The organism is Ruegeria sp. CDSC045 (assembly GCF_059610725.1).
Window position 1 is genome coordinate 118,267 of the sequence record NZ_JBXWOE010000003.1, and the last position, 14,484, is coordinate 132,750.

A 14,484-nucleotide genomic window follows, 5' to 3' on the forward strand; every position below is an offset into this window, starting at 1 on the left:
TGCACATGAGCGGGTTTTACTTTCATCCTAGATGAGAGCCTGCGCGTGACGCAGTAAAAGTACAGGGAGGAACTAATGGCATTCGCGGGATTAGACGATAAGGCAAGAATAGAAAATGAAATGCCGTGGGAGGATCGAGACGTACCGGTAACCTTTCATCAGTTACTTTCTCGAACGGCGGCCAAGTTCCCCGACCACAAGGCCATTAGCTTTCAGCTGTTTTCCGGCCCAACCGATAAGGCCGAGACACTGACGTGGTCTGATCTGCTGGGTAAGGTCAATCAGGCCGCCAATCTTTTCAGATCTCTGGGTATCGGTGAAAACGATGTGGTGGCCTATGTTCTGCCCAACTGCAACGAAACTCTGGTGACCCTTATGGGAGGGGCCGTCGCAGGGATCGTGAACCCGATCAACCCGTTGTTGGAGCCCGAGCAAATCGCAGCAATTTTGCGCGAGACGAAAGCCAAGGTTGTTGTGACGCTAAAGTCATTTCCCAAAGCCGATGTTGCACAGAAGGTGGAAGAGGCCGTACGCCACGCGCCCGGTGTGAACACAATTCTGGAAATCGACCTGAATCGCTATCTGACGCCTCCGAAATCGTGGATCGTCCCCCTTGTGCGTCCCAAAATGGGCGACAAGGCTAAATTGGCTCATGCGGACTATTTGAATTTCAGTAAAGAGCTGGCGAAACAGTCCAAGATACTGACATTCGAAGACAGTAAATCAGACCGTGTTGCGTGCTATTTCCATACTGGTGGTACAACCGGCATGCCCAAGGTTGCACAACACAAATATTCCGGCCTGATCTATAATGGCTGGTGTGGTGGCACCTTGTTGTTCGACGAAAACGATGTGGTCATGTGCCCACTGCCCATGTTCCACGTCTTTGCTGTGCATGTGATCGTCATGGCTGCGGTGAGTTCGGGTGCGCATGTGGTCTTCCCGACGCCTCAAGGATATCGCGGGGATGGCGTTTTCGACAATTTCTGGAAACTGATCGAGCGTTGGAAAGTCAGCTTTATCATCACGGTTCCGACAGCGATCTCTGCCAAAATGCAGCGCCCTGTCGACGCTGATATCTCGTCAGTGAAAACGGCCTTCTCAGGCTCGGCTCCTTTGCCGGTTGAACTGTTCCGTCGCTTTGAAGAGGCCACCGGCGTCACTATAGTCGAAGGCTATGGCCTGACCGAAGCCACCTGCCTTGTGTCGTGCAACCCGGTGGATGGCGAAAAGAAGATCGGTTCGATTGGCGTTCCGTTCCCTTATACGGATGTGAAAATCCTGCAGGATGGGCCCGACGGTCCGACCGAATGTGGAACTGATCAGATTGGTGAGATCTGTATCTCGAACCCCGGCGTATTTGCGGGCAACACGTATACAGAGGTCGAAAAGAACGTGGGCCTGTTCCACTATGACAAATATCTGCGCACCGGTGATTTGGGCCGGTTTGACGATGATGGCTATTTGTGGATCACCGGTCGTGCCAAGGATTTGATCATTCGCGGCGGGCACAATATCGACCCGGCCGAGATCGAAGAGGCGCTGTTGGGGCATGAAGCCGTGGCATTTGCCGGTGCGATCGGTCAACCAGACGCCCATGCGGGTGAAGTGCCCTGTGCCTTTGTCGAACTGGTCTCTGGGGCCAGTGTGACAGAGCAGGAGCTGATGGAATACTGCAGAGTTCACGTTCACGAGCGTGCCGCGCAACCTAAGCACATGACCATTCTGGACGAACTGCCCAAGACGGCAGTGGGCAAAGTCTTTAAGCCCGAGCTACGTAAACAGGCGATCACACGCATCTACAATGGTGCGCTTGAAGACGCAGGCGTTGCTGCGCGTGTGGTTTCGGTTCTGGATGATAAAAAGCGCGGACTTGTCGCGCAGCTTGACGCCAACGGTTCCTCGGACGACGATGTCAACAAAGTGCTGGGATCGTTCACCCGGCCATGGGAGTGGGCTGCCTGATCGCGGAGGGGCTATGGACTATGAACGTCTGATCGATGAAGAAACCTGGGCGTTCATAAGACGAACGGCTGAAAGCTATCCTGATGACGCGGTCGAATTGTCGATCGAAGATCAGCGCGGCGTCTATGACGTAATGTGCAAGGATTTTCGCCAACCTCGCCCAATGGGTGTTGAAGCAGAAGACAGGCGCGCCGATGGCGTGCCTGTTCGCATTTACACCGCAGGCAATCCAAGCCGGACGGTGATCTATTTCCACGGCGGCGGGTTTGTCGTCGGCGGGCTGGACAGTCACGACGATGTCTGTGCCGAACTTTGTGCACAAACTGGGTATCGGGTGATTGCCGTGGATTACCGCCTGAGCCCCGAACATATTCATCCTGCCCAGTTTCACGATAGCTGGGCTGCAACCAACTGGGCGGTGCAAGAGTTCCAGGACCCTTTCGTTCTGGCGGGCGACAGCGCGGGTGGAAATCTGGCCGCCGCAGTTTCACAGCACGGACGGACGCAGTTCGACAATCTTCTTGGTCAGGTCCTCATCTATCCAGGCTTGGGCGGAGATTCATCCCGTGGTTCCTATAAGGAACATGCCCATGCGCCTTTGCTGACGCTGGAGGATGTAAGTTTTTACGAGAAGATGCGCTGTGGTGGAGATGTGCCGGAAAACGACCCGACATTCGCTCCATTGCATGACACGGATTTCTCGGGGCTGCCCCCAACCGTGGTGGTAACTGCAGATTGTGATCCCTTACGTGATGATGGTGCGATCTATTGCGAGCAGATCAGGGCTGCAGGTGGGCAAGCTCATTGCATCAATGAACCCGGCCTTGTGCACGGCTATCTGCGGGCGCGCACCATGGTCAAACGTGCGGCGGACAGCTTCGAGAGGATCTCGGTGGCGATAGAGGCGTTGGGCCAGCAGATCTGGCCCTACGACTGATTCCCTACTTCAAGAAGGGCTGACCCTTCATGGTTTCGGCAACCGGGGCACCCAAACGGCCCAGAATCGTGGGCGCCAGTTGTAGCTGGTCGATCACAGCGTCCGCATCGGGGCCTTCGGCGTCACCGAAGTAATACAGCGCGGTTTCCTGCTGCAATGCGCCACGCCCACCGTGATGGCCACGATCGTCCTGGCCGTGATCTGCGGTGACTATGACGTCGTAACCCAACTGCCGCCAGCGCGGGATAAACGGGGCCAGCATTTCGTCCATCACGAAACAGGCATGGTCCATCTCTTCACATTCATGAAAGAATCTGTGACCCATGCTGTCCAAAGTGCTGGTATGCAGCAATCCATAGTCCAAGCCATGGCGTAGGCAGAGATTTGTCAGCGTCGCGAACAGATCGACGTCACAGGGCGTCATCTGGTTGGCTTTGCCATAGCCTGTCATCGTGTGGAACCGACCATGATTGATCGTTTTGCTGTTGGGCTCGTCGTATTCAACATCGCGGACATAGTCGAATGGATGGCGATTAAAAAATTGCGACCAGAAGCTGTGGGCCACAGCCCCAGTCACGCCGCCGGCTTCGCGCACTTGGCTGAAGATGTCCTTCTGACTCAGGCGGAACACGTTGCCATTGCCGGTACAGCCATGCTCCTGCGGTGTAACACCGGTATGGATCGAGGCATAGCAGCTTGCCGAGATTGACGGCAGCACAGCGCGCTTCTTCCAAACGCGCGCCTCGCCGGTGTCGACCCAGCCTTCCAGATTGCCGAACAAACGACGGAAATTGCGCCATGGAACACCGTCCAGAATGATGAGGAGAAGTTTGCGGTCCATGCTCTGACCCTTTTTCAGATTGCTTCAGCCGACCCTAAAAGATTCGGTGCGGTCTGGCTGCCTGATCCCGCCCCAAATGGCAAAATCCCGACACCTTGATCGAATGGCGCCGGGATTTCATAAACTTACAGGAAGGGCCGGGATCAGTTCCCGGCGCTTTCCATTTTGCGGTGGGCGACGACCTCTTCCAGCCAGCCCAGATGCATTTCGGGGACAGAGCTGAGCAGTAGGTCGGTATAGTCGTCAAACGGTGGGCTCAGCACCTGCGACTTGGGGCCGTAGCGGACGACTCGGCCCTGATACATCACCGCAATACTGTCGCTGATCGCGCGCACTGTTGCCAGATCGTGGGTGATGAACAGATAGGCCACATCCTCGATCTTTTGCAGGTCCAGCAGCAGTTTGAGGATACCATCCGCGACTAGCGGATCCAGCGCCGAGGTGACCTCGTCACAGATGATCATCTTGGGCTTGGCCGCCAATGAACGCGCAATGCAAACACGCTGTTTCTGGCCGCCAGACAGTTCCGCCGGATAGCGGTCCATGTATTTTTCGCCCAGCTCGATCTCATCCAGCAGTTCCACGATCCGCTTGCGTTTTTCCGCGCCGCGCATACCGAAGTAGAACTCCAGCGGGCGCCCGATGATAGTGCCGACGGTCTGACGCGGGTTCATCGCCACGTCTGCCATCTGATAAATCATCTGCAACTCACGCAGGTCTTCACGGCTGCGGCCCTTCAGATCGCCACTGAGCTTGCGTCCGGCGAAATTGATCTCGCCATCGCGCGGTGGAAGCAGCCCGGTGATCACCCGTGCCAGCGTGGACTTGCCAGAACCGGATTCGCCCACAACCGCTAATGTTTGGCCCGGATGGAGCTCGACATTGACGTTGTGCAGCACGTCGAAATTCAGCCCCTTATAGCGCGCAGTGATCCCGTCAACTGTCAGCACTGGTTCGGAAGTTGGCTTCTTTTCTTCATGTTCGATGGAGCGGACCGAGACCAGCGCCTTGGTATACTCTTCCTGCGGGTTGTTGATGATCTGATCGGTGTTGCCGTACTCGACCGTGTTACCCATGCGCAGAACCATGATGTCGTCGCTGACTTGCGCAACGACTGCCAGATCGTGGGTGATATAGAGCGCGGCAACGCCGGTATCACGAATGGCTTCCTTAATGGCCATCAGAACATCGATCTGGGTGGTCACATCCAGCGCAGTTGTCGGTTCGTCGAACACCACCAGATCAGGCTCAGGACAAAGCGCCAGCGCTGTCATACACCGCTGTAGCTGACCGCCCGAAACTTGGTGCGGATAGCGATCACCAATATTGTCCGGATCGGGAAGCCCCAGCTTGGCGAACAGTTCCCGCGCGCGGGCTTCGGCCTCTTTACGCGAAAACTTCTTGTGCTCCACCGCGGCTTCGATCACCTGATCCATGATCTTCTTGGCTGGGTTGAACGATGCTGCGGCGGATTGCGAAACATATGCTACTTCGCCTCCGCGCAGATTGCGGATATCGCTATGCGGGGTTTTCAGGATATCGCGCCCGTTAACCCAAACCTCTCCGCCGGTGAGTTCAACACCACCACGGCCATAGGCCATTGAGGCCAGACCAATGGTGGATTTACCGGCCCCGGATTCACCGATCAGCCCCAACACCTTGCCGCGTTCAAGGTCAAAGCTGACCCCGTGCACGATTTCGATATCATGGGGTTTTTCACCCGGTGGATAGACGGTCGCGCCGATTTTGAGGTCGCGGACCTTGAGAAGGGTATCACTCATCCCCGGCCTCCTTTCAGCGATGTGGTACGGTTCAGGACCCAGTCAGCAACAAGGTTGACCGAGATGGCGAGGGTCGCGATGGCAACAGCCGGATATAGCGCCGCGCCGATGCCATAGACGATACCGTCTTTGTTTTCCTTCACGATTCCACCCCAATCCGCCAGCGGCGGTTGGACGCCCAGACCCAGGAACGAGAGGGTCGAGATAAACAGAACCATAAAGATGAACCGCAATCCGAACTCGGCCACCAGAGGCGACAGAGCATTGGGCAGGATTTCCCGGAAGATGATCCAGATACGACCCTCACCGCGCAGCTTGGCAGCCTCAACATAGTCCATCACATTGATATCCACAGCGACTGATCGCGACAGGCGATAGGGGCGTGTGGCATCCAGCAGGCCCATCACCAGGATCAGGATCGGGACAGTCACCGGGACAATCGCCAGAATGACCAGCGCCAGGATCAGTGTCGGGATCGACATGACCAGGTCAACCGCTCGGCTGAGGACCTGATCGGCCCAGCCACCAAGAACAGCGGCCAGCAAGCCCAGCGTGGTGCCGGTGGCAAAGCTGAGGATTGTGGCAGCAGCAGCGATAAAGATGGTCGTGCGCCCGCCATAGATCATGCGAGTTAGCAGATCGCGCCCGATATTGTCCGTACCCAACAGGTGTTTGGCACTGGACGGTTCCCAGACATCACCGACCACCTCAGCCATGCCGTAAGGAGCGATCAGGGGTGCCGCGAGCGCCACGAAAAAGTACAGCCCGGTGAAAAACAGACCGATCATGGCCGAAATAGGAAGATTCTTCATCATTTCGGGTGCCTCAGTCTTGGATTGGCAAGGATGGACACGATATCGGCAACCATGTTCAGCCCGATATAGACCGCAGCGAAGACAACGCCGCAGGCCAGAACCACAGGCACGTCACGCTTGGTCACCGAGTCCACAAGATATTGCCCCATGCCAGGGTAAACGAACACCACTTCGACCACGACGACGCCCACGACCAGATAGGCCAAGTTTAGCATAACAACGTTGACAATGGGCGAAATCGCGTTGGGGAAGGCATGTCGCGCGATGACCTGAAAACTGGACAAACCTTTCAGCTCAGCCGTTTCGATATAGGCCGACTGCATCAGGTTTAGGATTGCGGCGCGGGTCATCCGCATCATCTGTGCCAATACCACCAGCGTCAGCACAAAGGCCGGCAAGGCGATTGCATAGAGCTTTTCGCCGAAGGACATCGAATCGTTGATCATCGCAAGCGAAGAAAACCAGCCCAGTTTTACGGAAACGAAATAGATAATCACGTAGCCGATCAGGAATTCGGGGATCGAAACCGTGGTCAAGGTCACAGCCGAGATCAATTTGTCCGGCATACGATTGCGATAACGGACGGCCAACAAGCCAAGGAAGATAGCGAGTGGTACGGAGACGACGGCGGCGGCACAAGCCAGGAACAGCGTGTTGCCCAGGCGCTTGCCGATGCTTTCAGCGATATCCAGTTTGTTGGTCATCGATTGGCCCAGATCGCCTTGAACGATCCCGCCCAGCCATTCGGCGTATCGGGTCAGGGCAGGGCGGTTCAGCCCCATTTCCTCACGTAAGTTAGCAAGAGCCTCAGGAGTTGCGGACTGTCCCAGGACGGCTTGCGCGGCGTCTCCGGGCAGGGCTTCGGTCAGGCCAAAAATCAGGGCCGAAGCGCCAAACAGCAATAGGAGTCCCAGCGCAAGGCGCTGGGAAACCAATTTGATGATAGGATGCATGATCCGTGGTCCTTATCAGGAGAACCACATCTTGCGGGACATGTTGCCGTTCATCATCTCTTGGGTCGGGTCGCTTTCCCAACCTTCCAGCTGATTGCTGACACCTTCGACGAAATCATTGAACATCGGGCAGATTACGCCGCCTTCGTCGCGGACCATCATGCCCATCTGTTTGTAGATGTCCTTGCGCTTGTCATTGTCCAGCTCGGCGCGGGCTGCAAACAGCATCTCGTCAAAGGCCGGAACCTTGAACCGCGTGTCGTTCCAGTCTGCGGTCGACAGATACGCGGTCGAATACATCTGGTCCTGCACCGGACGGCCACCCCAGTACGAGGCGCAGAACGGCTGTACGTTCCAAACCTCGGACCAGTAACCATCGTTGGGTTCACGCTTGATTTCCAGCGGGATACCAGCCTGAGCCGCGGTCTGCTGGAACAGGGCGGCCGCGTCCACCGCACCAGGGAAGGCGCCATCAGCGACCTGCAGAATGATTGGTGAGCCGTCATGACCCGACTTCTTGTAATGCTCAGCTGCTTTTTCGATGCTGAATTCACGCTGCGGGATCGAACCGTCAAACAGCGGGTAGGCCGCGTTGATCGGCATGTCATTCCCAATCGAGCCATAGCCACGCAGAACCTTGTCGACCAGATCCTGACGGTTAATCGCGTGTTTCAGGGCCAAACGCAGTTCATTGTTATCAAACGGTGCCGTGTCGCAATGCATGATAAACACATAGTGGCCACGGCCTGCGGTTGAATGCACAGTCAGGTTCGGTGCGCGACCTAGCAGATCAGCAATCTTGGGCTCAACCCGGTTGATCGCGTGGACCTGACCGGATTGCAGCGCGGCGGTCCGGGCGGTAGCGTCATTGATAACAACCACTTCGACGCTGTCGAAATTGCCGTAATCGCTCCAGTGGTTGGCGAACTTTTTGAACACGTGGCGGACGCCGGGTTCGTTGACTTCCACTTGGTAAGGGCCGGTGCCAACCCCTGCGCCAGGATCTTCCATGCCGCCATCCGGCTGGATGATCAGATGATAGTCTGCCATCAGATAGGGCAGGTCGGCATTTGGTTCATTCAGCGTAACCTGGAAATTGTCGCCATCAGCCTTCATCGATTCGATGCCGCGCATGATTCCCAGAGCACCGGATTGGGAATCCTCGTTCGAGTGACGCTCCATGGTTTTCAGCACGTCTTCGCTGGTCATGGTCTTGCCGTTGTGGAATTCCACGCCCTGACGCAGTTTGAAGGTCCAGACCCTGGCATCCGCGCTGCCTTCGACGCTTTCTGCAAGGCGCGGTTCGATCGATCCATCGGGCGCAACCTCGACCAGTTGGTCGCCGAACTGCTTGCCGTTCTGGAACGGAACCGAGCTGGCATAGGTGGCCGGGTCAAGCGAGTTGGTGGATTCCCCGCCCTGCAGGCCAAATTTCAGATCACCGCCCTTTTTCGGGCCAGCCGCGCGTGCAGCATCGGCAAACATTGTGCTGGCCATCGCAGCAGACACACCAAGTGCTGCAGCTTTCCCCATAAATTCGCGGCGGGTCAGCTTGCCAGCTGTAACCTGCTTGGCCATGTGAGTGATTTGTTCGTTCATTCAGATATCTCCCAGTGATTTATCTCGTCAGCCCCTGACGGGTTTTTTTATTGACGCGCCAGTCAAGTTAGGCGCAATTCGGTTGGTCGAGCAAGAAAAAAGTCCGGCTCAGACCTGCTTGAATTTCACATATGATTACGCGGTACGGTATCCTCCTTAGTCTTTGAAAATACCAAACTGCCGTTTTCAAATGCCTTGAGTTCAGCACAGAGGTAGAAGTTTCCGGCGTCTGACCACATTTCGCAAGATGTTTCTGTACGCAGATCTGTGCCGTCACGGATTATCTCTTGTGTCCAATGGCAATATCCGCGCGCAGATAACGGGTCATCAGGGCGAATCGACCAACGTTCAAAGGCTGTTCCGCCATGTGTCAGGCCGTGGTGGTTGTCTGTAACAAGGCCAAAGTCATCTTCTATAATCAGATGAGTTTCCCCCGAATTCATGTCAGTTTCGACCTGTCGAGAGTTCCGGCTGTCTCGGACAGTCGTGATGTCGTGTGCGGCCTCGGCATCCGGGGGAGGGAATACATATGCCTCGCTAGCCGCGTGACGGATGGGCAGCTTGATTTGGCCTTCGGTCAGATGCAGTTCTGCAGACTCGGGCGAAGGCCAGATCAGCGGCCAATAGGCGCTGGATACCGCAATCCGCAAGTGGTGTCCCTTTGGCACCCGATAAGCGATATGGTCCAGATCCAGCGTGACCTCGTAAACCTTGCCAGGGACCAATTCGGTCGGTTGCGAATGGGTATCGCGATGGCACAGGTTAAGGACACCGTATGTTATGCGTGTTGTTGCCCCATCGGGATGGACGTGATTCAAGCGCACGGCCATCTGGGCATGGGGACGGTCGGCACTGATGTGCAGGCATATTTGCGGCGCGCCCACGATTTTCAAATCATTGGCCAGTGGGGCGCTGTCGAAGCAGGCCGAAAATGCATCATCCACACGCTGATCGCCCGGCATATCCGGCCCCAACCAGATGGCGCAGTATTCTCCACCTTCCATCCCGCAGGTCTGGGGGGATCGGATGCACATGTCCAGCGGTCCGGGTTGGTCCAGCCCAGCATTAGAGATATTCAGAGTTTGAATAGGAAGATGCGAGGTCGCGCCTTTTTCCTCGGTTATCCAGCAACCGGGCCGTTCCTTGTACCAGCGCTGGGGGCGTACCCCATCCATAAGATAGGCGCGATAGTCGGGTTCCTGGTCGACGCCAGTATCCTGGCCTTTCAACCAATGGTCCCACCAACGCAGGGCTTCTTGCAGAAATCCGATTCGGGGCTCCGGAACAGCAAAATGCGGATACTTGTGAACCCAAGGTCCGACGATCCCCTTGACCGGAGAATCAAGCTGTTCAACCAATAAAGGCACCGTATTCTTATAGGCATCACCCCAGCCGCCAACAGCCAAAGTCGCCGCCCGGATAGCGCTGAAATCCTCGCAGACTGACCCGTGACGCCAATAGGCATCCCGAGTCTGATGGCGCAACCAGACAGAGGGCAGAAAGGGCTCGTTCTCAAGGCGGTCCAGCCACAGCTCGCGCCAGTTCGGACGCAGGGCCGGATCGGGAGCGCGCGATGAATAAGACCACATGGTCGCGCCCCAGCCGAGATTTTCGTTCAGCAGGCAGCCACCCTTGTAGTGGATGTCGTCCGCATACCGGTCGGCGGTCGAGCACAGCGTGATAATCGCCTTCAGCGCCTCTGGCTGTAGTGCCGCCACCTGCAAAGCATTGAAACCGCCCCAACTGATCCCCATCATTCCTACAGAACCAGAGCACCACGGTTGCTGCGCCAGCCACTCGATAGTTGCAACTGCATCGTCCAGTTCCTGCTGGGTATACTCATCCTCCATCAGCCCTTCGCTGTCACCATTGCCGCGCATGTCCACGCGGATGCAGGCGTAGCCGCGCTTGGCAAACCATGGATGGGTCAGGGCGTCTCGTGTCGCAGTGCCGTCGCGCTTGCGATAGGGCAGGAACTCCAGAATGGCAGGTACAGGGTGGCTTTCTGCATTCGACGGCTTCCATATCCGGGCTGAAAGCCGGCACCCATCCGGCATGTGAATGCCGACATCTGGCAGGTCTTCGATGTCGAGTAGCGAATTGTCGGCTGGATTCATTCGGTCAGTCTCGGGGCCAAAAGGGTTTTGGTGCAGGTGAAAATCGTCAAATCAGCTTCGGATTGCGACAATAAGGTCCATTACGTTGGTTCCGGTCGGTCCGGTGACGAAAAGAGCATTTGCGCGTTCCAGATAGCTGCCGCTGTCAGCATCCCGCAGCGCCTTTTCCGCACCATCGCCCCAGGTGGTCCCGTCAACAATCGCCCCCGCGGCCTGGGTCGGCCCGTCGGTGCCGTCGGTGCCCCCGACAAGCAGCGTCAGCCCAGCAATACCCGCGATTTCTCTGGCCAACGCTAAAGCGAGTGCCTGATTGCGCCCACCTTTGCCTGGATTTCTGGGCAGCACGACAGTTGGCTCTCCACCGAAAACCATGACGCCTTCGGGCATATTGCGCAGCCGTGGCCCCAAACGGGCTGCTATGCTTTTCAGGTCATCGTGCAGGCATTCCTCATTCGCTAGAACGGGTGCGCCCTCGGCCATGGCCTGTCGGACGGCGGCAGCACGGGCATGCTTGTTCGATGCAACGATGCGCGCAACTCCCTGAAAATCGCGCGGCTCAGGAAGTGCGCCAATGCCCGATCCGATAACGTTCAGGTCATCGCCGGGCACATCGGAAATCGCCAGTACAGTCGCCTTCGCTCCTTTGAACTGGGCCAACAGGCCAGACCCTTTGATTTGGGACAGTTTGCGCCGTTCGGCGTTCATTTCAGAGATATTCAACCCTTCCGACAGCAGTTTTCGGTTCAACTGCTCCAGATTCGCCAGCGTTTTGCCGGGTACAAGGTCCTCAGCCAAAGACGAGGCCCCGCCCGAAGCCAGCAGCAGCAAATGCGAAGATGATCCCATCGACTGGACCATCTCACGCAGTGCGCGGCCCGCTTGCAGACTGCGGATATCAGGAACGGGATGAGAGGCCTCGATCACCCTGACATGGTCAGGCAGGGCGTCCCCGTGGCCATCCTTGGTGACAACCAAAGCGGGGAGGGGGCCGAAATGGTCCAGCGTTGCGCGGGTCATCGCCGCCGCAGCTTTGCCGACAGCCAGAATTTGGTTGGGCTGCTCTACATCGTTCAAGGCGGATAACGTCGCCGCATATCCACCAACCGCGTCAACCCCGGCCTGCCATATTCGGGTTGCCTTTTGCCTTTGCTCCATCAGCTTTCGACCCAGATCGTGACCGGTCCGTCATTGACCAGTTCCACGGCCATATCCGCCCCGAACTGGCCGGTTTCGACGGGGACACCAAGGCCGCTCAGCCGATGCGCGAAAACCTCATACAAGCGTTTTCCAACCTCTGGCGGTGCGGCTTCAGAAAACCCCGGGCGGTTCCCGCGCGAGGTATCAGCGGCAAGTGTGAACTGGCTGATTACTAGGGCCGAGCCACCCATATCCAGAACCGACCTGTTCATCTTGCCGGCCTCATCCTTGAATATCCGCAGCTTCGAGACCTTGGCAGCAAGCTGTTCGGCCTTTTGGTCGTCGTCTCCTTGCATCGCGCAAACCAGTATCAGCAGGCCCGGACCGGTTTGTCCGATCACCGTACCCTCGACCGAGACTTTTGCCAGCGAGACCCTCTGCAACAGCGCACGCATTTGGTTCCTCCATTTGATGGTCAGTCGACCCACTCGACAAACGCGTCGGGCGCGGCGCGACTGGTTCTGAACCCGTTGGCCGGGTGGTCTTTGTCTGCATAGCCGAAAGAGATCGCACATAGGATCAGACGGTCATCCGGGATTTTGAAATATCGGTGCAGAAAAGGGCCATAGCTGGCCACTGCGGCCTGCGGAATTGTCGCTATGCCCAGAGCCTGCGCCGCCAGCGTGAAGGCCGTAACAAAGCCACCACAATCCATGGCGCCATAAGCGCCGAGTTCCGTTGGGCTGGATATGATTGCACAATGGGGCGCTCCGAAAAGGGCGAAATTCTCCATCATCTGCCGGGTGGACCCGGCGCGATCTCCGCGTTCAACGCCAACGGCTTCGTAAAGGGCCCAGCCGCATTCACGGCGTCGTTCCTGGTAGATGCCCGAATAGGAGGCAGGAAAGGGCAGGTCCGGGGATGGCGTGTCCGCGGTTACCTCATCCTGCAGTGCCTTCCGAAACTTATCGGTCTCTGGCCCGCTGGTGATGGTCACGTTCCAGGGCTGCGCATTGCACCAGCTTGGAACGCGGGCTGCGCTGGTCAGGATCTGATTAATCTGATCCTTTGGCACCGGGTCAGAAAGGAAGGCGCGGCAGGAATGCCGTTGATCCAGTAGATTGTTCAGAGCGGATAGTGTCACACAGGCCTCCCCATCGGCGTTGACAGGGCGCAGGATGATGTCAGACCGGCGGATGTTCAAGGGCTGATGCGGTCGGCAGGGTCACTGTTGACCGGTTGCCACCAGATAGCCAACACCGGCTGCCACCAGCAGGCCAAGGCACACGGCGACCGAGATTTTGAGCGCTGACCAGGGACGTTCACCCTGAACGCGCCCGGTGCGGCCGTTGACCACAAACCTGTAGGTCTGCCCCCGATATTTGTAGGCGGCCATCCAGATCGGCAGAAGGATATGCTTGAAGGTCACATCGCGCACATCGGTCTCAACCGCGTGAATGCGCTGCCGATCGCCACCAATATCAAAGCGTACATCCCGTTCTATCACGCGGGACATATGTGTGCGGGCTTCGGTGTAGCCGTCATTCAATTCGACTGTATAGGCCTCGGCCCGGAAACCGGCGAGGTACTCAGGCTGATACGGTTCCAACGCGGGTAAATCCCAGGGTTCCAGCGCGTCGGTATATTTCTTGGGCAAAGACTGAGAGGCCAGAACAAGAACGTCATCAAAGAACCGTGCGACCCGGCCCGATTTAGGAGACCACCTGACTTTGGCGACCCGTTGCTGAACTTGCTTGCCATCGCGCATGACGCTGCGCGTTTCATAGTAAACTATGCCGCGCTCACCCCGATAGTTAGATTTCGTGTCGGCATCAAAGGTCCAGTAGGGAACATAGATACCCTGCATCTTGCGCCCTTTGCGGGCGTAGTCCTTCAGGCCGTTTGGGGCGAACCATAACCGTCCCAGCCAGTCTCCCATCGCTTTATGCGCAGTGCGTTCATCCAGCGCAAAGGGCAGCACGCCGCGGGGTTTGATGTGACGGCTGATGCCGGTATCCGTTACTACTGGGGTTGCGCAAAAGGGGCATTCGGCTGCGTGCGTGGCCGGGTCAAATTCAACTTGAGCCGCGCAGTTGGGGCAGGTCAGAACACGCGTTTCCTCGATCTCATCATCAGGCAGCTGATCTGACAGCGCGCTGTTGAAATCCAGCTCTTTCAGGCTGGCGCCGCCCCACGGTCCCGCGCCAATGGACTCGGAGTGACCGCAATGGTCACAGGTGAGCGTACCATCACCGGGATTGAACCGATAATCCGCCCCGCATTGATCGCAGGGAAAGCGGTGTTCGTCTACAATGTTAGGGTCGGTAGGGGCCATTGAA

The 14,484-nt window shown here is 57.1% G+C and carries 12 protein-coding genes; 2 read left to right on the forward strand and 10 right to left on the reverse strand.

The genetic code is table 11. The annotated features are described in order from the left end of the window. Positions 1–75: 75 nt before the first annotated feature. Together AC2FH6_RS07845 and AC2FH6_RS07850 are read left to right on the forward strand one after the other, a co-directional pair. Positions 76–1,965 (forward strand): acyl-CoA synthetase, encoded by a 1,890-nt coding sequence (locus AC2FH6_RS07845; RefSeq protein WP_496701971.1) that lies wholly within the window; start codon positions 76–78, stop codon positions 1,963–1,965. A 13-nt stretch (positions 1,966–1,978) separates the two neighbouring features. After that, positions 1,979–2,902, forward strand: a complete 924-nt coding sequence (locus AC2FH6_RS07850) for an alpha/beta hydrolase (protein ID WP_496701973.1) — start codon at positions 1,979–1,981, stop codon at positions 2,900–2,902. Between the two features lie 4 nt (positions 2,903–2,906). Here AC2FH6_RS07850 and AC2FH6_RS07855 read toward each other — a convergent pair whose 3' ends face one another. The 10 genes from AC2FH6_RS07855 to AC2FH6_RS07900 all read right to left on the reverse strand — a co-directional run bounded on the left by AC2FH6_RS07855 (position 2,907) and on the right by AC2FH6_RS07900 (position 14,480). Further along, a complete protein-coding gene (locus tag AC2FH6_RS07855) occupies positions 2,907–3,743 on the reverse strand; it encodes an alkaline phosphatase family protein (protein ID WP_496690969.1) in 837 nt (278 codons plus the stop codon). A 143-nt stretch (positions 3,744–3,886) separates the two neighbouring features. Next, positions 3,887–5,524, reverse strand: coding sequence for an ABC transporter ATP-binding protein (locus AC2FH6_RS07860; protein WP_496677699.1), 1,638 nt, complete (start codon positions 5,522–5,524; stop codon positions 3,887–3,889). Then, on the reverse strand, positions 5,521–6,336 hold the full coding sequence (locus AC2FH6_RS07865) for an ABC transporter permease (RefSeq protein ID WP_142636698.1): 816 nt from the start codon (positions 6,334–6,336) through the stop codon (positions 5,521–5,523). The genes AC2FH6_RS07860 and AC2FH6_RS07865 overlap by 4 nt, the downstream gene beginning before the upstream one ends. Next, on the reverse strand, positions 6,336–7,292 hold the full coding sequence (locus tag AC2FH6_RS07870; protein ID WP_142636701.1) for an ABC transporter permease: 957 nt from the start codon (positions 7,290–7,292) through the stop codon (positions 6,336–6,338). Before AC2FH6_RS07870 ends, AC2FH6_RS07865 begins: the two co-directional genes overlap by 1 nt. A 15-nt stretch (positions 7,293–7,307) precedes the next feature. Further along, positions 7,308–8,891, reverse strand: coding sequence for an ABC transporter substrate-binding protein (locus AC2FH6_RS07875; protein ID WP_142636703.1), 1,584 nt, complete (start codon positions 8,889–8,891; stop codon positions 7,308–7,310). Between the two features lie 125 nt (positions 8,892–9,016). Then, positions 9,017–11,008, reverse strand: coding sequence for a CocE/NonD family hydrolase (locus AC2FH6_RS07880; protein WP_496701975.1), 1,992 nt, complete (start codon positions 11,006–11,008; stop codon positions 9,017–9,019). Between the two features lie 51 nt (positions 11,009–11,059). Continuing rightward, positions 11,060–12,163, reverse strand: coding sequence for a glycerate kinase type-2 family protein (locus tag AC2FH6_RS07885; RefSeq protein WP_496701977.1), 1,104 nt, complete (start codon positions 12,161–12,163; stop codon positions 11,060–11,062). Further along, positions 12,163–12,600 (reverse strand): D-aminoacyl-tRNA deacylase, encoded by a 438-nt coding sequence (gene dtd, locus AC2FH6_RS07890; RefSeq protein WP_496701979.1) that lies wholly within the window; start codon positions 12,598–12,600, stop codon positions 12,163–12,165. The genes AC2FH6_RS07885 and dtd overlap by 1 nt, the downstream gene beginning before the upstream one ends. 20 nt (positions 12,601–12,620) lie before the next feature. Further along, positions 12,621–13,289, reverse strand: a complete 669-nt coding sequence (locus AC2FH6_RS07895; protein WP_496701981.1) for a nitroreductase — start codon at positions 13,287–13,289, stop codon at positions 12,621–12,623. A gap of 81 nt (positions 13,290–13,370) precedes the next feature. Next, the gene (locus AC2FH6_RS07900) at positions 13,371–14,480 is read right to left on the reverse strand and encodes a TFIIB-type zinc finger domain-containing protein (protein WP_496701983.1); all 1,110 of its coding nucleotides are present in this window, start codon (positions 14,478–14,480) and stop codon (positions 13,371–13,373) included. Positions 14,481–14,484: the final 4 nt, after the last annotated feature.

Coding starts and splice junctions, on each gene's coding strand:
- AC2FH6_RS07875 (WP_142636703.1), bottom strand. CDS start 8,891: ATGAACGAACAAATCACTCACATGGCCAAGCAGGTTACAGCTGGCAAG.
- dtd (WP_496701979.1), bottom strand. CDS start 12,600: ATGCGTGCGCTGTTGCAGAGGGTCTCGCTGGCAAAAGTCTCGGTCGAG.
- AC2FH6_RS07885 (WP_496701977.1), bottom strand. CDS start 12,163: ATGGAGCAAAGGCAAAAGGCAACCCGAATATGGCAGGCCGGGGTTGAC.
- AC2FH6_RS07845 (WP_496701971.1), top strand. CDS start 76: ATGGCATTCGCGGGATTAGACGATAAGGCAAGAATAGAAAATGAAATG.
- AC2FH6_RS07865 (WP_142636698.1), bottom strand. CDS start 6,336: ATGAAGAATCTTCCTATTTCGGCCATGATCGGTCTGTTTTTCACCGGG.
- AC2FH6_RS07855 (WP_496690969.1), bottom strand. CDS start 3,743: ATGGACCGCAAACTTCTCCTCATCATTCTGGACGGTGTTCCATGGCGC.
- AC2FH6_RS07870 (WP_142636701.1), bottom strand. CDS start 7,292: ATGCATCCTATCATCAAATTGGTTTCCCAGCGCCTTGCGCTGGGACTC.
- AC2FH6_RS07880 (WP_496701975.1), bottom strand. CDS start 11,008: ATGAATCCAGCCGACAATTCGCTACTCGACATCGAAGACCTGCCAGAT.
- AC2FH6_RS07860 (WP_496677699.1), bottom strand. CDS start 5,524: ATGAGTGATACCCTTCTCAAGGTCCGCGACCTCAAAATCGGCGCGACC.
- AC2FH6_RS07900 (WP_496701983.1), bottom strand. CDS start 14,480: ATGGCCCCTACCGACCCTAACATTGTAGACGAACACCGCTTTCCCTGC.
- AC2FH6_RS07850 (WP_496701973.1), top strand. CDS start 1,979: ATGGACTATGAACGTCTGATCGATGAAGAAACCTGGGCGTTCATAAGA.